This is a genomic window from Lachnoclostridium sp. An76, from assembly GCF_002161355.1.
Lineage (GTDB): Bacteria > Bacillota > Clostridia > Lachnospirales > Lachnospiraceae > Mediterraneibacter > Mediterraneibacter caccavium.
On the sequence record NZ_NFHL01000003.1, the window covers coordinates 332,971 to 359,142 of the forward strand.

24 protein-coding genes and 1 tRNA gene are annotated in these 26,172 nt (G+C 50.2%); all 25 read left to right on the top strand.

The window, feature by feature from the left end:
• Positions 1–2 precede the first annotated feature (2 nt).
• The 25 genes from B5G27_RS08340 (at position 3) to B5G27_RS08460 (ending at position 26,170) form a co-directional block, all read left to right on the top strand.
• Positions 3–356, top strand: a complete 354-nt coding sequence (locus B5G27_RS08340; protein WP_087178432.1) for a YbaB/EbfC family nucleoid-associated protein — start codon at positions 3–5, stop codon at positions 354–356.
• Between the two features lie 160 nt (positions 357–516).
• Entirely contained in the window at positions 517–1,113 is a 597-nt protein-coding gene (gene recR, locus B5G27_RS08345; RefSeq protein WP_087178433.1) for a recombination mediator RecR, read from the top strand.
• Positions 1,114–1,274: 161 nt separating this feature from the next.
• The gene (gene fsa / locus B5G27_RS08350; protein ID WP_087178434.1) at positions 1,275–1,928 is read left to right on the top strand and encodes a fructose-6-phosphate aldolase; all 654 of its coding nucleotides are present in this window, start codon (positions 1,275–1,277) and stop codon (positions 1,926–1,928) included.
• 48 nt (positions 1,929–1,976) lie between these two features.
• Positions 1,977–2,813, top strand: a complete 837-nt coding sequence (locus B5G27_RS08355; protein ID WP_087178435.1) for a transketolase — start codon at positions 1,977–1,979, stop codon at positions 2,811–2,813.
• The gene (locus B5G27_RS08360; protein ID WP_087178436.1) at positions 2,801–3,748 is read left to right on the top strand and encodes a transketolase family protein; all 948 of its coding nucleotides are present in this window, start codon (positions 2,801–2,803) and stop codon (positions 3,746–3,748) included. Before B5G27_RS08355 ends, B5G27_RS08360 begins: the two co-directional genes overlap by 13 nt.
• A gap of 198 nt (positions 3,749–3,946) precedes the next feature.
• Positions 3,947–4,732 carry a transposase gene (locus B5G27_RS08365; RefSeq protein WP_162611221.1) on the top strand — a complete coding sequence of 262 codons (786 nt, stop codon included), beginning with the start codon at positions 3,947–3,949 and terminating at the stop codon, positions 4,730–4,732.
• Between the two features lie 121 nt (positions 4,733–4,853).
• Positions 4,854–6,092, top strand: a complete 1,239-nt coding sequence (locus B5G27_RS08370; RefSeq protein WP_087178438.1) for a LysM peptidoglycan-binding domain-containing protein — start codon at positions 4,854–4,856, stop codon at positions 6,090–6,092.
• Between the two features lie 184 nt (positions 6,093–6,276).
• A complete protein-coding gene (locus B5G27_RS08375) occupies positions 6,277–7,473 on the top strand; it encodes a DUF5711 family protein (protein WP_087178498.1) in 1,197 nt (398 codons plus the stop codon).
• A gap of 8 nt (positions 7,474–7,481) precedes the next feature.
• Positions 7,482–8,300, top strand: a complete 819-nt coding sequence (locus B5G27_RS08380; protein ID WP_087178439.1) for a CvpA family protein — start codon at positions 7,482–7,484, stop codon at positions 8,298–8,300.
• Positions 8,301–8,412: 112 nt separating this feature from the next.
• Positions 8,413–8,485 (top strand) — tRNA-Ala (locus B5G27_RS08385).
• 152 nt (positions 8,486–8,637) lie between these two features.
• A complete protein-coding gene (locus B5G27_RS08390; RefSeq protein WP_087178440.1) occupies positions 8,638–9,369 on the top strand; it encodes a hypothetical protein in 732 nt (243 codons plus the stop codon).
• An 81-nt stretch (positions 9,370–9,450) separates the two neighbouring features.
• Positions 9,451–10,542: a hypothetical protein gene (locus B5G27_RS08395; RefSeq protein WP_087178499.1), complete on the top strand. Its 1,092-nt coding sequence runs from the start codon at positions 9,451–9,453 to the stop codon at positions 10,540–10,542.
• A 280-nt stretch (positions 10,543–10,822) separates the two neighbouring features.
• Positions 10,823–12,070 (top strand): DUF3810 domain-containing protein, encoded by a 1,248-nt coding sequence (locus B5G27_RS08400; RefSeq protein ID WP_242958272.1) that lies wholly within the window; start codon positions 10,823–10,825, stop codon positions 12,068–12,070.
• Positions 12,071–12,159: 89 nt separating this feature from the next.
• Positions 12,160–14,412: a YhgE/Pip domain-containing protein gene (locus B5G27_RS08405; protein ID WP_087178441.1), complete on the top strand. Its 2,253-nt coding sequence runs from the start codon at positions 12,160–12,162 to the stop codon at positions 14,410–14,412.
• A gap of 92 nt (positions 14,413–14,504) precedes the next feature.
• Positions 14,505–14,783: a WXG100 family type VII secretion target gene (locus B5G27_RS08410; RefSeq protein ID WP_087178442.1), complete on the top strand. Its 279-nt coding sequence runs from the start codon at positions 14,505–14,507 to the stop codon at positions 14,781–14,783.
• A 63-nt stretch (positions 14,784–14,846) separates the two neighbouring features.
• The gene (locus B5G27_RS08415; RefSeq protein ID WP_087178443.1) at positions 14,847–15,272 is read left to right on the top strand and encodes a hypothetical protein; all 426 of its coding nucleotides are present in this window, start codon (positions 14,847–14,849) and stop codon (positions 15,270–15,272) included.
• The gene (locus tag B5G27_RS08420) at positions 15,250–15,507 is read left to right on the top strand and encodes a hypothetical protein (protein WP_087178444.1); all 258 of its coding nucleotides are present in this window, start codon (positions 15,250–15,252) and stop codon (positions 15,505–15,507) included. The genes B5G27_RS08415 and B5G27_RS08420 overlap by 23 nt, the downstream gene beginning before the upstream one ends.
• Positions 15,508–15,519: 12 nt before the next feature.
• Entirely contained in the window at positions 15,520–16,752 is a 1,233-nt protein-coding gene (locus tag B5G27_RS08425) for a type VII secretion protein EssB/YukC (RefSeq protein WP_087178445.1), read from the top strand.
• Positions 16,753–16,764: 12 nt separating this feature from the next.
• Positions 16,765–17,157, top strand: coding sequence for a hypothetical protein (locus B5G27_RS08430; protein WP_087178446.1), 393 nt, complete (start codon positions 16,765–16,767; stop codon positions 17,155–17,157).
• Between the two features lie 15 nt (positions 17,158–17,172).
• Positions 17,173–17,460, top strand: a complete 288-nt coding sequence (locus tag B5G27_RS08435; RefSeq protein ID WP_087178447.1) for a hypothetical protein — start codon at positions 17,173–17,175, stop codon at positions 17,458–17,460.
• Between the two features lie 13 nt (positions 17,461–17,473).
• On the top strand, positions 17,474–17,770 hold the full coding sequence (locus B5G27_RS08440; protein ID WP_087178448.1) for a hypothetical protein: 297 nt from the start codon (positions 17,474–17,476) through the stop codon (positions 17,768–17,770).
• A gap of 59 nt (positions 17,771–17,829) precedes the next feature.
• Entirely contained in the window at positions 17,830–23,016 is a 5,187-nt protein-coding gene (locus B5G27_RS08445) for a DUF6531 domain-containing protein (RefSeq protein WP_087178449.1), read from the top strand.
• Positions 23,009–23,443 carry a hypothetical protein gene (locus B5G27_RS08450; protein WP_087178450.1) on the top strand — a complete coding sequence of 145 codons (435 nt, stop codon included), beginning with the start codon at positions 23,009–23,011 and terminating at the stop codon, positions 23,441–23,443. The genes B5G27_RS08445 and B5G27_RS08450 overlap by 8 nt, the downstream gene beginning before the upstream one ends.
• Entirely contained in the window at positions 23,427–23,825 is a 399-nt protein-coding gene (locus tag B5G27_RS08455; protein ID WP_087178451.1) for a hypothetical protein, read from the top strand. The genes B5G27_RS08450 and B5G27_RS08455 overlap by 17 nt, the downstream gene beginning before the upstream one ends.
• A 152-nt stretch (positions 23,826–23,977) precedes the next feature.
• The gene (locus tag B5G27_RS08460; RefSeq protein ID WP_087178452.1) at positions 23,978–26,170 is read left to right on the top strand and encodes an RHS repeat protein; all 2,193 of its coding nucleotides are present in this window, start codon (positions 23,978–23,980) and stop codon (positions 26,168–26,170) included.
• Positions 26,171–26,172 lie beyond the last annotated feature (2 nt).

The following is a 26,172-nucleotide window of genomic DNA, read 5'->3' on the forward strand; positions in this document are numbered from 1 at the left end:
ATATGGCAAAGAGAGGTGGATTCCCGGGCGGCGGAATGCCGGGGAACATGGCAAACCTGATGAAACAGGCGCAGAGGATGCAGCGCCAGATGGAAGAGCAGCAGAAAGAGCTGGAGGCGAAAGAATTTACTGCGGCAGCCGGGGGCGGCGCAGTCGAGGTAACTGTATCCGGCAAGAGAGAAGTCCTGAAAGTGAAGCTGGCTGAAGAAGTCGTTGATCCTGAGGACATCGAGATGCTGGAAGACCTGATCGTGGCGGCGACCAATGAGGCGATCCGCAAGGTAGATGAGGAGACAGGGGCAGCGATGTCAAAGCTGACAGGAGGGCTCGGCGGGGGAATGCCGGGAATGTTCTGACAATTTTCGTAAAAGGGGTCAGACCCCTGTTAACAGGGGTCTGACCCCTTCGGGAAACAAATTCGCGATATTTCGAAATTCTAAAACAAAAGGGGCTATCAGATGTCAGTTGTCTGACAGACCCCTTTCAATTTGTGTTTTGCGACAGAGGTGTAACAGGATGGATTATTACAGTAACCAGATCAGCCGGCTGATCGAGGAATTTTCGCGCCTGCCGGGAATCGGGAGCAAATCCGCTCAGCGTCTTGCCTTTCATATTATCAATATGCCGGTGGACCAGGTGGAAGGGTTGGCGCAGGCCATTGTGGATGCAAGGAAGAATGTCCGTTATTGTAAAGTGTGCTGCACTCTGACGGACAGAGATATCTGTCCGATCTGCAGTAACCCGGACAGGGATAAGAAGACCATCATGGTTGTAGAGACGCCGAGGGATCTTGCAGCATATGAGAAGACGGGGAAATATAATGGTGTGTACCATGTGCTCCACGGCGCAATCTCCCCGATGCTGGGCATCGGGCCGGGGGATATCCGGCTCAAAGAGCTTATGGAGCGCCTTCAGGGGGATGTGGATGAGGTGATCATTGCGACAAACTCCAGCCTGGAAGGGGAGACGACTGCAATGTATATCAGCAAGCTCATCAAGCCCGCGGGGATCAAAGTCAGCAGGATCGCCAGTGGAGTCCCGGTGGGAGGAGACCTGGAATACATTGACGAGGTCACGCTCCTCCGCGCGCTGGAAGGGCGCACAGAGCTCTGATCCGGATAAAAAAGGTAAAACAGAGCGTAAAAAGCAGGATTGTATGCAAAGAAAAACAGTGAGATCTGTAAGGATCGCAGGATCAGTGGTTGACCTGCGTTTTATTAATGGCTATAATCAAGACTGGAATACGAGGCTGATTTATCAGGAGGTGGCTTGAAATGAGATTTTTTATTGACACTGCAAACGTAGATGATATCAGAAAAGCGAACGACATGGGAGTGATCTGCGGAGTGACCACCAATCCATCGCTCATCGCAAAAGAAGGACGCCGGTTTGAGGATGTGATCGCTGAGATCGCGTCCATCGTGGATGGTCCCATCAGCGGTGAGGTAAAAGCCACGACCACGGACGCAGAAGGGATGATACGGGAAGGGCGTGAGATCGCGAAGCTCCACCCGAATATGGTAGTTAAGATCCCGATGACCGTGGAAGGCCTTAAGGCGGTAAAGGTGCTTACAGCCGAGGGGATCAAAACAAATGTCACACTGATCTTCACGGCGAACCAGGCGCTTCTTGCGGCGAGGGCCGGAGCCACATATGTTTCCCCGTTCCTGGGAAGACTGGATGATATTTCTGTGAGAGGCGTGGAGCTGGTGGAAGAGATCGCGGAGATCTTCGCTGTGGCGGGGATCGAGACAGAGATCATCGCAGCCAGTGTGCGCAATCCCATGCACATCACAGACTGCGCTCTTGCAGGAGCGGACATTGCCACAGTGCCGTACAAGGTGCTGGAGCAGATGACGCACCATCCACTGACAGATGCAGGCATCAGAAAATTCCAGGAAGATTACAGAGCAGTATTTGGAGAGTAACTGCACCCTTTGAACTAAGGATTGAGAATATTAAGAAAAGGAGATACTATGGACAAATTAAAGCTGATGAAGATTACCAATGAGGTCCGTAAGGATATCGTGACTGCGGTTCACAGTGCGAAGGCCGGACATCCGGGCGGTTCACTGTCAGCGGCGGAAATCCTTACTTACCTGTATTTTGAGGAGATGGATATCGATCCGAAGGATCCAGGCAGGGAAGACAGAGACAGATTTGTGCTGTCCAAGGGACATACAGCCCCGGCACTCTACTCTGTTCTCGCAGAGCGGGGGTATTTCCCGAAGGAGGATCTTGTGACACTCCGCCATACAGGTTCCTATCTCCAGGGACACCCGGATATGAAACAGATCCCGGGCGTGGACATGTCTTCAGGTTCGCTTGGCCAGGGTATTTCCGCAGCAGTGGGTATGGCAATCGCAGCAAAGCTTTCCGGCGCGTCTTACCGTGTCTATACGATGCTCGGAGACGGAGAGATCCAGGAGGGACAGGTCTGGGAAGCTTCCATGCTTGCCGCACACCGCAGACTGGACAATCTGGTCGTGATCGTGGACAACAATAATCTTCAGATCGACGGCGAGATCGACAAGGTGAATTCCCCGTACCCAATTGATAAAAAATTCGAGGCATTTAATTTCCATGTGATCAATATTGATGGAAATGATTTTGATCAGATCGAGTCAGCGTTCAAAGAGGCGAGAGCCGTCAAGGGGCAGCCTACGGCGATCATCGCCAAAACGCTGAAAGGAAAGGGTGTTTCCTTCATGGAAAACGCAGCGTCATGGCACGGAAAGGCCCCGAATGATGAGGAGTATAAGATCGCAATGGCAGATCTGGAAAAGGCAGGTGAAGCGTTATGTCAGATGTAAAGAAAATCGCAACAAGAGACAGTTATGGTGATGAGCTGATCGCGCTCGGAAAAGAGCACGAGGATATCGTAGTGCTGGACGCGGATCTTGCGGAAGCGACCAGATCTGGCAAGTTTGCCGAAGTGTTCCCGGAACGTTTCATCGACTGCGGGATCGCGGAGGCGAACATGATGGGAGTCGCGGCAGGACTTGCAGCAGCGGGAAAGGTGCCGTTCGCAAGTTCATTCGCAATGTTCGCAGCAGGCAGGGCTTACGAGCAGGTAAGGAACTCCATTGGTTACCCCCATCTGAATGTAAAGATCGGCGCTTCCCATGCCGGGATCTCAGTGGGTGAGGACGGAGCGACCCACCAGTGTAACGAGGATATCGCCCTGATGCGCTCGATACCGGGTATGGTAGTGATCAATCCGTCTGATTATATAGAAGGAAGAGCAGCGGTGAGGGCTGCTTATGAGTACGATGGTCCGGTTTACTTAAGATTCGGCAGACTGGCAGTGCCGGTGATCAATGACAGACCGGATTATAAATTTGAGATGGGAAAAGGCGTTGTATTAAGAGAGGGAAAAGACGTGGCGATCATTGCCACAGGTCTCCCGGTGAACAACTGCCTGGAGGCAGCTGAAATGCTTGCCGAAGACGGTATCGACGCAAAGGTCGTCAATATCCATACGATCAAACCGCTGGATGAAGAGCTTGTGGCAGCAGCGGCAAGAGAGACAGGAAAAGTCGTTACAGTTGAGGAACATTCCGTGATCGGAGGGCTCGGAAGCGCAGTATGCGATGCACTGTGCGAGAAGGCACCGACCAGAGTGCTAAAGATCGGGATCAACGACGTGTTCGGAGAATCAGGGCCGGCACTGGAGCTGATCGAAAAATACGGACTGGATGCAAAGAGTATATACGAAAAGGTAAAAAAATTTGTGAACGGGGTCTGACCCCGTTCACTTTTTAAAAAGCTAAAGTAAAAAGTCCAAACAATAATCCTGGAAATATTGTTGGTTTAATGTTATCTTATATTTACATCTAATTTATTCTGAAGTTTCATTTAAGTGTTGAGAGGTCTTAAGAGATCACATCCGATTCGGAACATAATTCAGACGAAAAAAATTCAATATCTAACAGGAGGAATGTGTATGCCGAGAAGTAAAAGAAAGCAAAGTGGCACAGATGTTTATCATGTCGTATCCAGAGGGAACAATCAGAACCATATTCTGCAAAAAAACGATGATAAGAAATATTTTAGGTCAATTATGCGGAGCAGGGCAGAAAAATTTGGGGTTAAGGTGTATGCATACTGTATTATGTCCAATCATGTCCACATCCTGCTCAAATCAGATTTTAAGAACCTTTCGCTATTTATGCAGGAAGTTAACTCCGTTTATGCTATTTACCATAATTATAAATACGGCGAGAGCGGCCATGTTTTTCAGGGGCGGTTTTACAGCAGTGTAGTGGAGACAGAGGGATATTTGTACAGCTGTATCCGTTATATACATAATAATCCTGTGAAGGCGTATATGGTTTCATCAATTCTAGATTATCCGTTCAGCAGTGCGGCGGAGTATTATGACACGATAATATATAAAAAGAAGACAGAGGGGTACCTTTCGGAAGAGGTGTTTTCTTACATAAAACAAAGATTCAGAAATTGGGAAGAGTTTTATGAGTTTCACAATATTTTTGATAATCAGGAATTTATTGATATAAAAGAAGAAAAAGAGGAATATGACTTTCAGCGTGTAGAGCGGCAGATGCTGATATTTGCACGTGAGAATGATATAAAAAGCTTTAAAACACTGGATGATGTACCTTATATGAGGCAGCGGGCGGTAGCATTCTGCAAAAGGGAGACTGGGATGACGGAAGGAAAAATAGAGAATTTTTTGAAAATATTGGCCACTGGGGTCAGACCCCTCTGAAAAGGGGTCTGACCCCTTTTGTCGAATTCGTCTGACAATAACTGATAAAATCGTCTTTTTCTGTGTGCTATCCTCTTTACGACGCCGGGAAATTATTTTTTTGTCAGGAGGATGAGTATAAATGAAAAGACAGTTACCTAAAAATGTCAGGCAGATCGGGAATGTGAGCGACAGCCCGAAGATTTATGTGGAAGATTATGTGGATACTTTTTTTGCACAGTTGTGTGAGAAGTGCGAGAAGGCAGGCAAGGGTCCTGTGGGAGCGTTCCTTGTAGGTGATATCCAGCCGGGGACGGATGAGGAATATGTGTACATATATGGAGCGATCCAGATGCATGACCTGAAGATGTCGGGAAATGAATATGTGATCGATGACGATACATGGAAACGGGCGTACGAGGACTGTAAGCAGTATTTTGAGGAAGGCGAGATGCTGGGCTGGTTTGTGGCGCATCCCGGGGTGCCGCTCATCCCGGAGGCTTCCACGGTGAAGCTGCACAAAAAATCATTTCCAAAGAAGAATACTGTATTTATCATGAAAGATCCTGTGGAAAAGGATGAAACTTATTATGTCCATAAAATGAATGACCTGATGGAGATCGGCGGGCATTACACGTATTATGAGAAGAATCCGTGCATGCAGAACTATATGATCTCCTCGCGAAAAAAAAATGGGGCGTTTCCCACAGAGACTGTTGAGGACAGAGCTGCGAAGGACTTTCGTAATCTGGTTAGAAAACGGGGGGAGAGCCGGAAAGGAAGAAAAACAGGAGGCGTGATGTATGCTGCCAGCGCCTGCCTGGTGCTTGTGCTGATCATTATGGGAGTATCCATGCTCAACAGCTTTGACCGGATGAAATCCGTACAGAATACGCTGGATACGCTGGCAGGGGCATCGGATAAAGTGGAGACTCAGGAAACGAGCGGGGCAGTGACCGCGGTGACAGAGGAACAGGATGGCGAGGGACAAGCCGGAGACGGGCAGGAAACCGGAGATGGCAGCGCTTCGGATGCAGACGGGGATGGAGAGCCGGCAGCAGCTGCCGGGGCAGAAGGGAAAATTGCCGGGAATGACACTGGTGCTGCTGTGCCAGACAATGACAGCAGTACAGGAGAGGATGACGGCGCGGCAGAGGAGGCCAAAGCCGCGGGCAGCGGCGCGGACGGGGATGCCCAGATTCTCGCGGCTCCCGGAGAGAATGGGAGCGATGGTGTGTATATCGTAGAGGAAGGTGATACACTTGCTATCATCAGCCGCAAAATGTATGGTGATGTGTCGCATGTGGACGCGATCTGTAAAATGAACGGTATCACAGACGGGAATCTGATTTATGTGGGACAAAAATTGCTATTACCGTAAACACATGGTATAATGATTGCACGTTGTGCAATCCGAAGCGGTTCCACCGCTTCGCCCTGCTCCGCAGGGATTCTACCAGGACCTACGGCTTGGAAAGTAAATGCCGCTGCGCGGCGCTTCCTTTCCCGCGCACGTAGTATGGATGCTCAACAAGAACCTGAGATCAGGAAATAAGGGGAGATATATGTCGCAAAAGAAAAAAACACAGTTTAAGATCTTAACACCCCCGGAAGATCTGAGTGAGATAAAACACAAGGTACGGAAGTTCCGAGTCATAAAAATAAAAAGGATACTCGTGCCGCTTGTCCTGATTCTTCTCGCTGTATGCGGGACGTATCTTCTTCTGGATAATCAGACGTACACCAGGGCGCGGACCGCGTCGGAATACCCGGGCGGCAGGACAGACTCCAGCAGCTACGCACAGTTTGCGGATGGGATCGTACGTTACAACAGAGATGGAGTCGTCTTTCTGAACCGGAAAAATGAGGAACAGTGGATACAGTCGGCGCAGCTTCAGGATCCTATTATCAGTGTGAAGGACAAGGTTTTTGCCGTGGCAGACAACGGCGGGAATACAATACTTGTATTTACAGAGAAAGGGCTTAAAGGAGAGATAGAGACAACTCTTCCGATCGAAAAGATCGCAGTCTCCGGCCAGGGTATCGTCACCGCGATCCTGAGAAATGAAAGTTCACCAAAGATCATCTCTTACGATGCCGTGGGGAATATCCTGGTAGAGCAGCAGGTGACCATGAGCACTATGGGATACCCGGTGGCGATAGAAATGTCAGACGACGGGAATATCCTGGCGGCAAGTTATCTGTATATGGACGCCGCTTCGGTCAGGTCCAGGGTCATCTATTATAATTTCGGGGAGACGGGACAGGAGAAGCAGGATAATATTGTATCGTCGGATGATTACGATGATACAGTGATGGCGGAAATCTTTTTTATAGGAGACGACCGTTCAGTCGTCGTAGGAGACGACCGCTTTGTCATATACAGGGGGAATGATATCCCGGAGAAAGAAAAAGAGATAGAACTGGGGCAGGAGATCAGGAGTGTATTCCACTCGGACCGGTATATCGGATTCATTCTCCTGAACCAGGAAAAATCCGGCTATGAGCTTTGCCTGTATAACAGACTCGGGGATCAGGTCATCAGAAGGGAGATTTCCGGGACATACAGTAATGTAAAGATTGACGGAGATGAGGTCATTATGTTTGATGGCAGCAGATGCTGTATCATAACGGCTGCCGGGATAAAGAAATTTGAAGGAGACATCAGTGCAGAGGTGCTGGAAATATTCAAGGCGCCGGGAATAAACAGGTACTATGTGATGAGCGTCGATGGATTACGCGTGATTTATCTGACGAAATAGGAGATGTTATGGATAACTGGCTTTTGATCATTGTTGCAACGATTTTTATAGTCTGTATAGCAGTGGGGTATATCAGAGGATTTCTCAAACTGGGGATATCTCTTCTCTCTACGGTCCTGACACTTGTGATCGTCCTGCTGCTCTCGCCCTATGTGGCGGATGCGCTGGCTGAATTTACGCCGGTAGATGATTTTATAGAAAAAAAGACCGTGGAGGCTTTTATGCCGGAGATCCCGACAGATCAGCTTGCACAGCTTGACCTGAGCGGGACATCTCTGGAGGATCTGACCCCTGAGCAGCTGGCAAATCTGAACAATCTGAACTGGGAGATGTTGGGCATTACATACGAGGATGTGTTGGACATCATCGGGGAGATCCCGAAGGATACTCAGATCCAGGAGATCGAGGATGCGCCCATCCCGCAGTTCTTAAAAGATCAGCTCATGGAAAATAATAACAGCACGATATACAGTGAGCTTGGGGCGGACAGTTTCCCACAGTATGTAGCTGCTTATATATCAAGGCTGGTGCTTCAGCTTGTGTCATTTCTGGTGACTTTCCTGCTGGCGATCATCATTGTCAAGGCACTGATGTTTGCGGTAAATATTATCGGAGAACTGCCTGTGCTTGGTCTGGTGAACCATATAGCAGGCGGCGTGCTTGGTCTGGTGCTTGCCGTAGTGATCGTGTGGGTCGGCTTCCTGGTCATGACTCTGGCTTATTCGACAGATGCGGGAACAGCTTGTTTTGAAATGATGGAGAAGAGCAGGATCCTGAGGTTTCTGTATGAGACGAATCCACTGCTGCTCAGGCTGCTCGGTTTTTAGCTTTTAGCGGTCATTCAAGGGCGGGGGTTAGCGGCAGATTTCAGGATGCAGAAAAAACTATTGACAGTTTCCCGGGAATATGGTATCTTAAAAAAGTTCTCGGGAACACTTTGGGGGATTAGCTCAGTTGGGAGAGCGCCTGCCTTGCAAGCAGGAGGTCACGAGTTCGACTCTCGTATTCTCCATTTTCAAATGGAAGATAATAAAGAAGGATTCGTTTTTATGAGGTATAAAAGCGGATTCTTTTTTTGCATACATGTGAAAAGAACTGTACGCACTTTAAAGAATAGTGTACAATTGTAAAAGATCATTAATCACGTATTGGAGATGGACAGTTATGAAAAAGAAGTTATTGATCCTGGCTCTGGCAGCGGCGATCTGTATGTCAGGGTGCGGAGAAAAGGATAAGACCGCGGCTTCGATCACGGAGGAAGTGGACCAGTATGCAGAGGATATGCAGGAGGCAGGCCAGGAAGGACTGATCGCACCCAGCGAAGCGGTCAGGAACCTGCTGATAAAGACATGGAAAGTAGATGGAAAAAACGATGTCTACACAATGAGATCGGACGGAACAGGCACGAAGAATGAGGAGCCTTTTACGTTTGAATGTGGATTTGATGAAGATAACAATATCACTCTGGAGATCACGTTGGACAGCGCGGATGAGTCGGAGCTGTATGCGCTCTCATCTGATGAGACAGGATACGGGCTTGACCTCGCGTCACTCAATAACGGGGAAGATATCCGGCTTGTTCCTGCTGACCTTGAATTCCTGGATATGGAAGATGAGCGCGCGGCAGGGATCGTGGGGGAGTGGAAAGACGAGAGCGGAAACAGTTATGTGTTCGGAGAGGATAACAGTGTGACAGTCAAAGGTTCCGACCAGGATACAGAGGGAACGTTCAGTGCGGTGCAGGATGCAGAAGGAACGCTTCTTCTGAAGCTTGTTGTGCCCGGAGGGTCACTGGAGTTTGCGTATACTCTGAATGAAGACAAGAGCCAGATCGAGCTGTGCAGCCCGGGGTCAGATGTAGTACATGTGTGGACCAGGGGACAGGAAAATAAATAATTAGAGATAAAGGGCAGAGACAATATGGGGAAACCGGAGAATAAACGATCATCAGAAATCAATTCCAACAGCAAGACCGCCATGCAATATGAAAAGTCATATCAGATCATGCATATGGAAAAGCCCGTGGCAACTGTGTCTCTGGCAGGTAAGGCTGAGATCATAAATGAAAAATTTATGCCATATGATCTGTATCTTGAAGAGGACTATTCTGATAATGATATTGATATAAGGATAAATAACCTGAATAATTTTTATCATTGGTGTGCTTCGCGCGTTTTATCATTAGACAGAAAATATGCAAAAGAAATATTAAACAGTATAGGGGCTGTTCAGGCTGTAACAGACCGGGACCGCGCAGAGATCGCTCTGTCATATCACTGTGTATCTCTGACAGACGTTTTTTGGGTGAAGAAGGGGCGGGAGCACATAAGCTTCAGCCAGATCAATTTATATGATAATACTCTGGGAAATGCATTTGTGGAAATCTCGCTGCGCGGGCGCCAGATGACAGTGACCAACCAGGAACTTGCCGCACCGGATCTGTCGACAAAGGGATGTTTTCCAAAAGCATGGATCCGGGATGATAAGGGATTCCGTCTTCTGAAAGACGGCGGGGAGGATGCTGTCAGAAGAGAGCTTTTGGCAAGCGAGATATGCCAGTGCTTCGACGTGCCTCAGGTCAGATACCAGGAGACAGAATTTGAGGGGGAGAAAGTGACGGAGAGCAGCCTTATCACGTCAAAAGAATATTCTATGGTATCAAAATTTGCCTTCGATGTATATGCGTGCAATCATGATCTTGATACGGTCAGTATTTGTAAAAAGATCGATCCAGTCACATATTATGGGATGAATATACTCGATTATCTTACGGGGAATACAGACCGTCATCCGGAGAATTGGGGTTTTCTTATTGACAATAGAACAAATACTTATATTTCATTGTATCCGGTGATGGATTTTAATCAGTGCTTTCAGGCATATAATGATCTGGAGGGAGCAAACTGTCTGACGGTCCTGCCGGAAAGGATGTCGCAAAGGCAGGCTGCTTTGGAAGCTGTCAGGCAGATCGGGCTGAGACAGATCAGAGAAATGGATATGGGAAAGTTCCGTGGAATGGAAAAAGAAGCGGAAATGTTTCGGAAAAGGCTTTTGGAATTAAAGAGATAATTGAAGAATGAACTGTCGGGAAACAGATCATTATACACAGGGGCAGGAGTGTTTTGTAAGAATCATTCCTGCCCCTGTTATTTATCCGTCAGTTTTGAGCAGATTTCTCCCCCCTTTCGCAAGATTGTCAAATAGAACTCAAAACAAGCGAATACAGTACATTGCCCCCTTACCGGAAAGACTGTATAATAAGCATGACCGTTTTCATCCATACAGGCGGAGGGGCCGTCTGTACAAAAGAAGCATGAAGTCAGAAAGTCAGAAGCGGAAGGTACAGCAGATGAAGATACAGTTTAACAGACAAAAACCAGCAGCTCCCGGGCCGGCCCGCCTGCGGGGCCTGAGGCCAAGGCTGGCGGCGGCAGTGGTCCTTCTGGCACTCAGCGCAGGACTGATGGCGCTTGCAGCAGCCAGGCCGCAGTTCGCGGAGTGGTATGCAGAAAATATATACCCTGTCTTTGTGGATACCGCCGGGCGGCTGTGGGGGATCTTTCCTTTTTCAGTATCCGAGCTCACGCTTTATATACTTATAGCGGCATTTGTCCTGTCTACTGCTGTTATGGTTTCAAAGACAGTGAAAGGAGCGAAAGAAAAGAAAGCAGTCCGGCGGCACAGCACAGATACAGCTGTTTCATCCGGTGCAGCGCGGGCCGCGGCGCAGAGTACAGAACAGACCGCAGTACAGGGTACGGAACAGACTGCAGTACAGAATGCAGCGCAGGCCGCCGCATCCTGGCTCTCCTGCATCCTCCTCGCAGCGGGTATCCTGGCATTTCTCTATACCATATGCTGCGGGATCAATTACCACAGAAGATCCTTTTCTGAGGAGGAGGGGATCGTCACATACCGGTACACGGCACAGGAGCTGAAGGATGTGTGCCTGTGGCTGACGGAAGAAGTGAATGCCCTTTCCGGTGAGGTGGACCGCGACAGCAGCGGCGTGATGACTCTGGAAGCGCCGGAAGGAGAGGGCGCTGTCGAGGCGATGCGTGATCTGGCAGAGGAATTCCCTGCGTTAGAAGGATACTACCCGCAGCCAAAGAAGCTGCTGGTATCAGAGATCCTGTCTTATCAGGGACTGACCGGGATCTATTCGCCATTTACAGTGGAAGCAAATTATAATGGGGATATGACAGCGTATAACATTCCGTTCACCACATGCCATGAGCTCTCACACCTGAGAGGGTTCATGCAGGAGGAAGAAGCGAATTTCATCGCATTTCTTGCCTGTATCGGGTCAGAGCGGACAGATTTCCAGTACAGCGGATATCTTTCAGGATGGGTGTACTGCATGAATGCACTGTACCGGGCGGATCAGGAGAGCTGGCAGGAGGTGAGGCCGCTCCTCGCAGAGGAGGCGGGACCGGACCTGGAGGCAAACAGTGCTTTTTGGGACGAGTATGAGGGCAGGATATCTGAGACAGCGGACAAGATCAATGATACATATCTCAAGGTAAACGGACAGGCGGACGGAGTGCGGAGTTACAGCAGGATGGTGGATCTGATCGTGGCTTACAAAAACTTGTAAAATCCTGGTATCCGTTGTAGAATACATAAGATAATAATTTGTGGCTGTTGTATCAGTGAATGGGAAAGTTATTTGATGGAGGAAGTACTGTGAAAAACAAATGGGTAAGAGCTGTATTGGGAATCTCAGTAATTGCACTTTGTCTGGGAGGCGGGTACTGGCTGGGACGCCAGAGTGATCCGGGCAGACAGGAAGAAGCACCCCCGGCAGAGAGCAGAGAGAATGAGGAAGAATATGATACAGACTTAATTGCGATCGTGAATATGGACGAAGGAGTACAAAAGGGGTCAGAGACTGTCATCTACAGCCAGTCACTGCTCGGAACGCTGGACGTCAGTTATGAGGTTACTGGCATGGAAGCGGCGAAACAGGGCCTGGAGAACGGTACATACAGCGCGTACCTGATCCTGCCGGGCGGATTTTCCGCAGCGGTAGAGTCGATCAATACATCTCCGCAGAAAGCGGTCCTGGAGTATGCGATCTCCCAGGAGCTTACAAAAGAGGCTCTTGCCGATGCTGTTGATCATGTACAGGATATTTACGCATCCCTGAACAACGGGATCGGAGAGTTATACCTGTCTTCTGTCTTATCGGAAGTCCATAAGGTACAGGACGCGGTAGGGACGATCAGCGAGAATGACACTGCTGATCTGAATGCCCTGGAGGGAATCAGGGGAGATGACCTGAGAGAGACGGTGCAGATGCCGGAGCTTCAGGAAGTAGAGATGGATATTGATGTACTCGATCTCGCTCCGGACTATGAGCAGTCAGCGCTTATCCTTGAACAGTTCGATGGAGTCTATCAGGCCGCGTGGAGCGCGGGTATGGAGAGTTTTGAGCAGGTGCAGACCAGCTCATCCGTGCTCGAACAGCAGATCAGCGGAGAGAACGGGACACAGCAGGCGGTAAACAACCTGTTTGCCAATCATGGGCAGGAAATGCAGATCCCGGACTATGAGGACCATACAGAAGCTGAAAACACCAAGTTTAATGAAATAAAAGATTCTGCTCAGGATGAGATAGACAAGCTGGGAGATAAAAGTGATCAGCTTGAAAGCTTTAAGGAAGATCAGAATGCGTTTAACCAACAGGCTGAGTATGTGGGCGGAGTTTATCAGGATCTGATAGATCAGCTTGGAACTCCGGATTTTGCAGAGGATATCAATGATCCGGAAGTCGGCGCTGTTCATCATGCCCAGTATAAAATGTACCGGGCTTCAGAAGTGGACCAGAAGCTGGCTGAGCTGGAAAATGAAAAGTCAGCGTATGCATCCGGGCAGCTGCAGGGATATTACGATTCCATAATCATATCAGGGGGGACGCTGGACCAGGAGCTGCGTGAGATGTATGAGACACTGTCGGAATCTGATCCGGCTGAATATCCGGAAAAGACAGACGAAGAGTGGGCAGAGTATGTCAGATCGCTGATCGCTGCGCCGGTACTGCCCGGCAGCAGCGGCGAAAATCCCGGAGATGGCCTGACGCCAGTTACACTGGATACATATTATCCTAAAGAAAAGGCTGTCATGCCGGATCTATCCCAGATCACTCTGGAAGATGTAGATAGCGGCAGCATTACAAAGGCAATGTCCGATCTTGTCACTACGTCAAATGAGTATACTGCTGAGAGGAACGGCTATCTGTTGGATGCCCAGAGCCAGTTAAAGGCAAAGGACGCCAAAGTCAGGGAAGACCTGGATACATTTGGAGAGTCCTACAATCTTATGCTGCAGGCAAAAGACGAACTGGGCAGCCTGATCGGACAGTATGATCCTCAGATATATCTGGACACAGAGGAAGTCAGCGGACTGAAACAGTCTCTGGGAGAAAATCAGAGCGGGATCCAGGATAAAATACAGACTCAGAACAGGCAGTATGAGGAGTATGTGACGGAGGTTTATAAGGCTTCCGCTGAAAATACGCAAAAGCAGCGTGAGAGTATCGAGACAGCGGCAGCGGCATCAGAGGAAAAACTCGACACTAATCTTGCGAACGCAAAGAGCCTCAAGCAGTCTACATGGGAAAATAACCAGGCACTGCTGAACAGCATACAGGGAGTTCTCCCGTATACCAGGCTGGGAACGCAGGAGAACCTGATGACATACCGTTTTATGGTAAATCCGCTTACGGCAAAGGATCTGACAGTATTTGCACCTGAGATCTCTGCGAAAGGGATCGGGGCAGGCAGCCCGGCCTCAGATACAGAGGCAGATCCGGCCGGGGACGGCGGCAAACAGATGCCGGCACTGCTGATCAGTATCCCGCTTCTTTTGCTGATCTTGATCTGTGCCGGCGTGATCGGCTATAGAAAGCGTTCTGCTTCATCAGAAGAGCATTTATAAAAGGGCAGCTTAAGATTGCCAAATAATGGAATATAGTATAAAATGTTACCTATGGAAGTCATATTTCTATTTTACAAGGAGGAGGAAAGAATATGTTACGAGTCGATTATGAAGCATTGGCGGCAGGATCAAAAACGCTGTTAGATCAGGGGGATATATTTGAACAGTGTATAGATACGATGAAGCAGGTGATCGAAGGGCTCCCGGATGTCTGGGAGGCGGACACCAGTGATAAATATGTTCAGCAGTTCATGGAAGCAGAGCCGGGGCTCAGGGAAGTACGGCAGATGATCGAGGATATGGCAAATCAGATGCAGAAGATCTCTGACAACTTCGCTCAGGCAGATGCGGACATGGCAGGCCAGATGTAAAAACGATATTAAAGTGAAACAAGCCGCCAGCAATGGCGGCTTTTCTAAAAAGAGGGAAAAGAGATGGGAACGGAAGAAAACAGTGCCAATACAGGGACTCAGGGTGGACTTGAACTGGATACAGAAACGCTGCAGAAAGAGGAAAACATAAGCACGTCTCTGTGCGACCGTTTCGGGATACATATGTATTCAGAGGAATTTATAGAGAAAGAAAAAATATATCAGGAAAAACAAAAAGAAAAAAACGACCAGATATTTACGGATGTCTGGAATAATCAGGAACAGGAAAAAAGTGAACATGCTTTTCAGACAGTAATGCATGCGCAGACCGCAGAAGTGATCAAAGCGGACTACCAGGGAACGCAGGAGACAGAAGGAGCGTATGCCGGCGTTCTGTATGGTCTTCTTGGCGCCGCGCTGGCCGGAGCAGTTCTTTTTGGGATAGAAAAATACAGGAGAAAGAGACATGAAGATCACCATAACATTTAAGAACGGGAACACAGGCGAGTCGTATGATATTGCCATGGACAGCCGGCAGAGGATCGAGACTACCCTGAGAGTGATGAAAGAAAACCTGCCCGGATCGATGGAGGGGATCGGTGACAGACCTCAGCTGCGGTCAGACCGGACAGGACGCAGGCTCAGCGAGCAGTCAACATATGAAGAATCGCACATTTACACAGGGGATATCCTACTGGTATCCGGAGAGAAAGACAAGAAGTGAGGAAAGGGTTAAATGAGGAAAGTAAAAAGGGAAAAAGCCAGGGCCATACAGCCGGAACAGACGCAGAGAGGAGAAGAGGACTTCCTGAAAGAAGAGATCAAGAAATCTTCCGTAAATGCAAAAGACAGCTACGATTATAAAAAACTCTGTGTGCGGAGACAGGGGCTGATACCGTGCCGTTATGAAGAAGACAGGGAGGATCTCTATTTTTATTATCAGATAAAAGGGATGACTCCGTTCGCAGCGATAAAGAATGAGGACAGAGAGAAAAAATACCAGATCCTGATCAATTTTGCGCGGCTGGCAGAGCTGCACAGTGATTATGTGCTCAGACTGAATGAAGATAATCTGTATTATGATGAGAATGGGCTGGTATATGTAAAAGAGAGGGACATCTACGGGCGCGGAGAAAGACCGGACAACGAGTATTTCCTCAACTCCTATAAATGCTTTGTGGCCGGTATCCTGGGAAGCCGGTACTCTGTATCCCAGATCCAGGAGAGCGGCATCGAGATCTGCAAAGGAGAAAAATGGTTTGAGCCTGTCTATATCTGCAGTACCCCGGAAGAAATCGCGGATGTTCTGCGAGGGGTCAGGAAAAAATACGTGTCTGAACAGAGAAGCCAGATGCAGAAAGTGAAGAAAGCGACGTACTCGGTCTGGCGGTTTACCGCGGTATTCGCGGCAGCGGCAGCACTTGTGTGCGGCGGATATGCAGGATATCTGTCTCTGAAGACAGTTCCGGAGCAGAGGCATCTTCTGACGGCAAGCCAGGCGTTCATACAGAAGGACTACAGGACGTGTGTGGAAACCCTTCGGGAGATGGAACCGGAAGAAATGGATGTAAACACGCTGTATATATTAGCGTATGCCTATGCGAATATGGAGAGCTTCCGGCAGGATGAGATCAGGACGATCATTGAAAATATTTCTGTGAGCAGCAACAGGAAAATCCTGGAGTACTGGATACGGATCGGCAGGCTGGAGACAAAAAAGGCAGAAGAGATCGCACTGTCGCTGTCCGACGACAAGCTGCTGATCTATGCCTACATGAAAGAAGCAGATGACCTGGAAAACAATACTGAGATAGAAGGGACAGAAAAGAAAAACCGGCTCGATGAACTGGAAAGCCAGATCGAAAAACTGGGAGACAAGTATGAAGAACAGGATGCCGGAAATACAGGATCTTCTGTAAATGAAGCACAGAAAGAGGATGCCGGAGAAACTGTGCAGGATGGAGAATAGGGAGGAGATACGATGGGGAACTTTTTTGATCTGGACGCGTGGCGCGAACAGCAGAGGATCGCAGGGATCAACCGGAAAATTACGGATCTGCAGGGAGACATAGAAGACTATGAGACAGCAAAGCAGGAGGTAGAGACCGCGAAAACGGACTGCGGCAGCGAGAAGGATGACTGGCAGGAGACATCAGGAAAGATGTCTGACAGGCAGGTGAAAAAGACAGGGACATTTGAGGGAGAGATGGCGGAAAGCCTGGAGGGCTATATCAGTGACGCAGAGGAAGAAAACAGCACGGCCATCGGTAAAGTGGAAAGCCTGGTGAGCTGTCTGGAAACTCAGATCGATGCGATAGACACCAGGATCTCAGAACTCAACAGTGAGATCATCAGTTTGCGAAATCAGATATAAGGGGGCTCAGATCATATGGCGGATAAAATTGCTTTAATGGAAGAAGAGTATACGTCTCTGCTCAGCCAGCTGGAAAGCGCTCATGACCAGATACTTGAGCACATCGAAGCGGTCGCGGGGAAGTTGGAGGCAACCAGTGCGCAGGGCGGGGATTTTTATACGGATGAGATCTCGCCGAAGGTGTCCCAGCTGTGCGAGGAGCTTAACAATGTGAAAGCAGCTATGGAAGAAGTCTATTCGGCCCACAGAGAGAGCATCCGAAGCTTCGGCTCTGCAGTCGCGGATCTGGATATCAGTTGTTAAGGGAGGGAATGGAATGGCAGACAATATCAGTATCAATTTCGAGGAACTTGAATCTTCGATAGAAACAACTGTGAGCGATATCTCCGGAGTACAGACAGATATCAATGCGATATATGGAAATCTGGTCAGTGCATTCGCAGAATCAGCGGGAGAAGAAGCTGAGGCCCTCAGAGATCAGCTTGCAGAAGAGAATAAACTGGTGCAGGCGCTGTCAGAGACTTTGGGACAGTTTGCGGAAAGCATCCGGTTCGCGGCCGGAGAGCTTCAGAACCTGGATCAGACAGGTGCGGCGCATATGCAGAACAAATAACATGCAGAACCAATAGAATAGCATGCAGGACAAATAGAAGGAAAGAGAGGGAAAAAGTAATGAACCGAGTATTCCAGACCTCAGAGATCGAGACCATGTGCCAGGATTTAAAGACCATCCTGGAACAGTGCAAAGAGCACGTCTCCGCCATGAAAAGCTGCGCGGACAAGGTGGAGAGCGCCCTGAACAGCGTGCCCCGGGACGTACAGTACGGGGATGCCTTCACCGCGCTGTACAGCCTGCGGCAGTCCCTGAAGACCGACCGGATGGACGAGGCCCTCCAGAAGCTGGAGGAGTGCCGGGCGCGGGCCTGCGAGCTGATCCCCGCGGTGGATGAGGAATACGCAGCCCAGACCCGGGAGCTGACCAGCACCACCGCCCAGATCACAGGGCTCCTGGAAGGGATCCGGGACTTCCTGGCGGGGACGCCGCTGACCACGGATTACGCCGCGTTCCAGAGCGCCCTGGGGGAAGTGCGGGCAAAATGGGAGAAGGTGACAGAGGACGCCCAGGCCGCGGTGGAAAAGCTGCTGGCCAGCGTAAAAGGGGCGGAGACCGTCTGCCAGGTGTTCTCCAAAGACCCGGTGAACTTAAGCACCGGGAACTTCATCTACGACCGGACAGACCTGGAGGTCCCGGGGCGGGAGCCCTTTGGGTTCCGGCGGTTTTACAACGCCATCAACGGCCGGAAGGGGGCCATGGGGAAGGACTGGAACCACAACTATGAAGTGTGCGTGAGGCTGGACGGCGGGGAGGCCGTGCTGCTTAAAGAGGACGGGAAAGAGGAGCGGTTCTTCCAAAAGGATGGGAAGTACCTGCCCCTGTTCGCCAGCGAGGGGACATTTACGGAGACCGGGGACGGGTACGGGTACCTGACCAGGGGGCAGAGACAGTACCGATTTGACCGGGACGGCCGGTGCCTGGAGATCCGGGAGCTGTCCGGGAGCCGGATCCGCTTCGACTATGAAGAAGGGGAAGGGGGCCGCTTAAAGCGGGTGGAAAAGGACACCGGGGAATGGTTCGCCTTTGCCTGCCATGAGGACGGGCTTCTGGCATCTGTGGAGGACCACACGGGCCGCCGGGTGTCCTACACCTACCGGGACGGGCTTTTGCGGGAGGCGCGGCTGCCGGACGGCGGCGTCTTCCGATATTGCTATACACCGGGCGGGAAGCTGGAGAGCGTGGAGAACCCGCTGGGGACCGTGACCGTGGAGAACCGGTTCGACGAAGAGGGGCGGACCGTGCTCCAGGAGTTCCCGGACGGCACCCGGATGGCCTATGCCTATGATGACAGGAAAAAAAGCGTGGAGCTGACGGAGCGCAACGGGAGCAGAGTGACATACATCCATGACGACAAGTACCGGGATGTCAGACATATCTACAGCAACGGGGAGGAGCGGTTCGCCTACAACCAGAACAACCAGAGGACGCTGTACGTGGACCGCCTGGGGAACCGGACCCAGTACGCCTACGACCCGGCAGGGAACCTGACCCGGGTCATCGACGCCCTGGGGAACCGGACAGAGATCCGGTACGGGGAGAAGAACCGCCCTGCAGAGGTGCGGGTCAATGGGAAGGAAAAGCTGAAAGGGACGTACGACGGGGAGGGGCGGCTCCTGTCCATGAAGGACGCCCTGGGAAACCAGACGGAGATCACCTATAACAGCGCCGGCTGGCCGGAGCGGATCGTGCAGCCGGACGGGAGCGAAGTGGGCCTGGCCTATGACAGCCGGGGGAACATTACCGGGCTCAGGGACGCGTCCGGGAGCCTGACCCGGTATACATACGATTCCCTGAACCGGGTGACAGAAAGCGTGGACGGGAACGGGAACCGGACCCGGTACGCCTATGACGTCATGGGGAATGTGACAGAGATCGAGAACGCAGAGGGAAACCGCCGGTATTACGAGTACAACTTAAGCGGAAAGGTGACGAAGGTCACGGATTTCGACGGGCACAGCATCCGGAGGGAATACAATGCCCTGAACCGCCCCGGCAGGGTGACGGACAAAGAGGGAAGAGAGACCCTTCTGACCTATGACAGCATGTGGAACCTGGCCCGGGTGACCACGCCGGACGGGGCCAGGACCACCTATATTTACAATGAGCACAACCTGCTGACCCGGATCAAAGATGCGGACGGGGGCGTGGTACGGTACACCTACGACGCCAACGGCAACCGCACCGGGGAAGAGGATGAGAACGGGGCAAAGACCACGTTTGCTTATGATGCCCTGGGACGGGTGACAGAAGTGAAGGGAGAGGAAGGACTTCACTATACCTATGCCTATGACGGGGAGGGGAATCTGATACAGGCAGAGGACGCCCTGGGGAACATGGTGCGGATGGAGTATGACGAAAACGGGAACCTGACCCGGGAGACCGGGCCTCTGGGGGAGAGCCGGAGCTATACCTACACGCCCCTGGGAGAGGTGGAGAGCGTGACGGATGAGGCGGGAAGGACCACCCGGTACGTCTATCTGCCGGGCGGGCAGTTAAAGGAGATCCGCCACCCGGACGGGACAGGGGAATCCTTCACCTATGACGGAAACGGGAACCTGAAGAGCCACACCCTTCCCACCGGGTTCGTCCTTTCCTGCACCTACGACTGCATGGACCGGATCACAGAAATCAGAGGGAGCGGCGGGGAGAGCAAGAGGTACACTTACGACGCCCTGGGGAACGTGACCTCTATGACAGACGGATTGGAGAATAGGACCCGGTATGAGTATTCCCTTTCCGGGCAGCTTACGAAAGTCATCGATGCTCTCGGAAACGAGACGGAGTATAGCTACGATGTGTGCGACCGGCTGGTGGAGATCCGCCAGTACGGGGAAGAGGGGAGCCTGGAGAGCCGGGAAGCGGGGACTTTCCCCACAGACGCGGCCGGGATCGACGAAGAGTGGATGGAAGCGGAGCGCCGCAGCGGAAGGAACCGGACCTGCCAGGTGACCCGGTACCTCCGGGACCTGAAAGGGCAGGTGACAGAGGTCATCGACGCCCTGGGACAGAGGGAGCAGTATGCCTATGACAGAAAGGGACAGCTCCTGTCCAAGCTGGATAAGGAGGGCTTCCTGACAAAGTATGGCTACACAAAGCAGGGGGACCTGTCCCGGATCCAGTACGCGGACGGGCGGGAAGTGAAGCTGTCCTACAACCCGCTGCGCCAGCTGACAGAAGTGCAGGACTGGCTGGGAGAGACGAAGATCACGCCGGACGCCCTGGGGCGGGCGACAGCCGTACAGTACCCGGACGGCAGGGAAGTATCCTATACCTATGGAAAGAGCGGGGAGCGGACAGGCATCACCTACCCGGATGGAAGGACCGTATCCTATGGATACGATGAACAGGTAAGGCTTTCTGAGATGAAGGAAGGGGACCGGGTCATCACCTACGGTTATGACGCCTTTGGAAGACTGGCGCAGAAGAAGTTCCCCAACGGGACAGAGAGCGCGTATACCTATGACAGCAAAGGCCAGCTGACAGAACTGGTGCACCGGGACAGGGAAGGTGTTTCAGACCGGTATACGTATCTGTATGACCTGACAGGGAACAAGACCGGGATCACGAAGGAGAGAAGAGGCCTGGAGGCAGAGAGCGGAGCCTATGCATACGGATATGACGCTTTGGGACGGCTTTCGGAGATCCGGAAGGACGGACAGATGCAGACCCGGTATGGGTATGACGCCTTCGGGAACCGCGTCCTGAAAGAGGACCGTGCAGGGCGGACAACCTACTGTCATAATGCCCTGAACCAGCTGATCACAGAGCTCCGGGAAGAGGGAAGCGCAGAGACGGCCCTCCGGAAGGCGTATCAGTATGATAAGAGAGGAAACCTGACCCGCATCACGCAGAACGGACAGATCACGCACCAGTATGTGTACGGGGCGCTGAACCGTCTGGAGGAAGCCGTGAACGGGGCTGGGAAGGCAGCGAAGTACCAGTACAACGGACTGGGGCACCGGGTAGGGAAGCTGGAAGGGATACTGTCCAGAGGGCAGCTGGAAGGACTGGATCCCCGGAACGGAATCAAAGCGGAGACGGAGATCGGGAACCTGACTCAGATCCATTACACGATCGATCTGACAAGGGAGTACCACAACCTGCTGGAGAAAACTGAAGGAGAGAAAAGGCAGACGTACTTTTGGGATGGGAACGTGGCATCTTATGAAGCGAATGGAAGACAGAATTATTATCTGCAGGATGAGCTGGGAAGCCCGTTGAGGATTGAGGACGAGCTGGGCGAGATAAAAGAGAGCTATGGATATGGAGCATTTGGAGAGGACCTGTATGGGAACCAGGGGGAGATGCAGCCGTTTGGGTATACGGGGTATCAGAGAGATAATATAGCAGGAAGCTATTATGCTCAGGCGAGGGAGTATCAGGCGGATGCGGGGAGATTTAGCAGTCAGGATATAATAGGCGGATTTATTTTGCTTCCGGATACCTTGAATCGCTATGCTTATTGCTGGAATGCTCCGATAGATTATGTGGATAATGATGGAGAGTTCCCAACAATTGCAATAGGCGCGTTAATAGGAGGAGCGGTCGGAGGAATAGGTTCGATTATTTCTGACGTGTCGAAAGGTAAGAAAATTAACTGGGGAAAAGCTGGCAAGAATGCCTTAAAAGGAGCGGCAGCCGGAGCTGTCATAGGAACTGGTGTGGGGGCAGTTGGGGCCTTGTCAACAGCCGGGGCTTCAACTGTAGCAGTAAATACAGCTGTAGCAGCAACAGCCGGAGCTTCATACCGAGCGGTAGCAGATATTGCAAATAGCGTTAGGACTGGGGAAATGACGATTTCTTCTCCTCAACGATATTTGACCTCTGCGGCCGGTGGAGTTATGCTATATCATTCAAACCGTCTTTATCCTGATGCGACAAAGTTAGGCTTACTTGTACAAGGTGTGTCAGATCTTGTTGCGGGCGATCTGTCATCACTGGAAACCTATGCGGGAGCAGGAGTGTCAACGGCGCTTATAGCAAGGTTTGCAAAAAGTCCCAGCATTATTCAGGCGTTAATTACTGGAGGAGGAACGAATGTAACTCAATTGTTAGAACAAGTAGGAGGGGTTAAAAGGTATTCAGTAACAGATTATATGGTAGGGCCCTTAAGGAATATTCTTATAGGTGCCTTTGCAAAATTTTTAACATATAAATTTCCTAATAAATGGATTGAAGAAGATGAGGTTACAGCTTTAATAGATGGATTTTTGAGAAGAATTGAGGAAGCATGTTGTGAGTAGAGAAGTAATTTGGTTTTATATCATTTCAACTATTGTCTTTACAGGAATGGCTATAATCGCATGGGGGACGATATTACAGAGAAGAAGGCTGTTAGTATTAACAGGACTGTTTTTGTTTTCCTTCGACGTAGTTGCAATATTCTTCCCCTGTGTTATGGATTATCACTATGCCGTGCAAAAAAACTATGAAACAGCTGCAGGAACAGCGATGTTCGACAGCACAGGGACTCGCTTGCCATGGGAAACAATAACTATTTATGATGATAAAACGGGTGGTAAGCTAAAAATAAGCGCATTCACAAAAAAAGTTACTAAGGGCGATTATTTGGAAATTAAATACCTCCCGCATACAAAATTTGGAATCGTAGTGGAGCGAATAGATGGAAAAGATTATAAGAAATATTCTGAAGATGGACCAGGACATTAGAAAATTTTATGGCTTGTATTATATAGTTTTCATCACCATTTTGGTTTTCTTTCTTGTGATGTTAGAAGAAAACTTTGAGATTGTGATATTAATGGGATTCTGGGTAGCAGTAAGTTTTTTTCTGTTAGTACTGCCATGCATGAGAGATTTTTCCAGAGCGATTTCTGGTAAATATTACAGAGTAGAGGGAGTGGCTGAAGAGAAATATAAAGATATATTAACATGGCGAGTGCTGGATATATATACAAGTGAAGGAAGAAAAATCTGTAATATAAATGTCTGGCATAAAGAACAAATTAGTAATAGTTATGTAGTGATTGAATATCTCCCACATACAAAATTTGGAAGAGTAAAAAAGTATAGAGAAAAGGGCAGAGATTAGACAGACCACGCACCGGTATGTGAACGGGGCGTGTAGGATATCAATAAAAAGCCTCCTATGCTAAAATGAGAATGGTGTCGCAAGCCAAACTCAAAAATTAGTATAGGAGGCGGTCCAAGACGCGCCGCAGCGGAAGGAATCGGACCTGCCAGGTGACCCGGTACCTCCGGGACCTGAAAGGGCAGGTGACAGAGGTCATCGACGCCCTGGGACAGAGGGAGCAGTATGCCTATGACGGGAAAGGACAGCTCCTGTCGAAGCTGGACAAGGAGGGCTTCCTGACAAAGTATGCCTACACAAAGCAGGGGGACCTGTCCCGGATCCAGTACGCGGACGGGCGGGAAGTGAAGCTGTCCTACAACCCGCTGCGCCAGCTGACCCTTGTGCAGGACTGGCTGGGAGAGACGAAGATCACGCCGGACGCCCTGGGGCGGGCGACAGCCGTACAGTACCCGGACGGCAGGGAAGTATCCTATACCTATGGAAAGAGCGGGGAGCGGACAGGCATCACCTACCCGGACGGAAGGACCGTATCCTACGGATACGATGAACAGATAAGGCTTTCTGAGATGAGGGAAGGGGACCGGGTCATCACCTACGGTTATGACGCCTTTGGAAGGCTGGCGGAGAAGAAGTTCCCCAACGGGACAGAGAGCGCTTATACCTATGACAGCAAAGGCCAGCTGACGGAGCTGGTGCACAGGGACAGGGAAGGTGTTTCAGACCGGTATACGTATCTGTATGACCTGACAGGGAATAAGACCGGGATCACGAAGGAGAGAAGAGGCCTGGAGGCAGAGAGCGGGGCCTATGCATACGGATATGACGCTTTGGGACGGCTTTCCCAGATCCAAAAAGACGGGAAACTCCAGACCCGGTATGGGTATGACGCTTTCGGGAACCGCGTCCTGAAAGAGGACCGTGCAGGGCGGACAACCTACTGTCATAATGCCCTGAACCAGCTGATCACAGAGATCCGGGAAGAGGGAAGTGCAGAGACGGCCCTCCGGAAGGCGTATCAGTATGACAAGCGCGGAAACCTGACCCGTATCACGGAGAACGGGCAGATGACACAGCAGTATGTGTACGGGGCGCTGAACCGTCTGGAGGAAGCCGTGAATGGGGCCGGGAAGGCAGCGAAGTACCAGTACAACGGGCTGGGGCACCGGGTAGGGAAGCTGGAAGGGACACTGTCCAAAGAGCAGTTAGAAGGACTGGATCCCCGGAACGGAATCAAAGCGGGGACGGAGATCGGGAACTGGAACCAGATCCGCTATACCATTGACCTGACAAGGGAGTACCACAACCTGCTGGTAAAGGAAGAGGGGGAGAGGAGCCAGACGTACTTCTGGGACGGGAATGTGACGTCTTATGAAGAGAATGGAAGACAGAGCTATTACCTGCAGGATGAGCTGGGAAGCCCGATCCGAATGGAGGATGAGACAGGAGAAGTAATGGAGAGTTACGGCTATGGTGCATTTGGAGAGGATCTGTATGGGAACCAGGGGGAGATGCAGCCGTTTGGGTATACGGGGTATCAGAGAGACAACATAGCAGGAACTTATTATGCCCAAGCAAGAGAATACATGACAGAAGACGGTAGATTTGTGGGGCAGGACTTGATCGGAGGATTTGTCGAGCATCCGGAAACACTCAATCGGTATAGTTATTGTTGGAATAATTCTCTACAATATGTAGATTATGATGGAAAATTCCCAACAATAATTGCAGGAGCGTTTATTGGAAGTGTTACATCAGGATTATTATCACTTACAACACAAATAATTTTTGAAAGAAAAATAAATGTGAAGGAGATTGGAATAAGTATGATAGGAGGGGCTATAAAAGGTGGAATTGCAGGAAGTGGAATTGGAATAATTGGCGGTGTGATTGCGACCGGGGTTACAGGAGCGGCTACTAATGTTGCGACACAGGTGTGTGCGCAAGGACAAAGTTTGGACAAAGTAAATTGGGCTTCGGCAGCGTTAGATGGGGTAATTGATGCGGCAACTTATGGTTATGGAAGATATAAACTGAAAGGGAAAGGGCCTACAGTCCAGGAACAACTGAGAAAAACAAACGATGATGTCCATAAGGCAAGATTACATTTGGCAGGCTATGGAAAGAAAAGAATGAAAGGTAAAAGTTATCAACGTGCGTTTAGAAGAGTGAATACACTTGAAGACTTACAGGATCAATTAGCGAAAAAATGGCTAAAAGATAAAGGTTTAGAGTCTGTAAAAGAAGTTGAGGGGAATTTTGCAAAGAAATTAAAGGAAAAGGTATTAGCATTAGAACTGGAAACAGCACAAAGAATAAATAGTATGGAACGATGTGAAGCATAGGA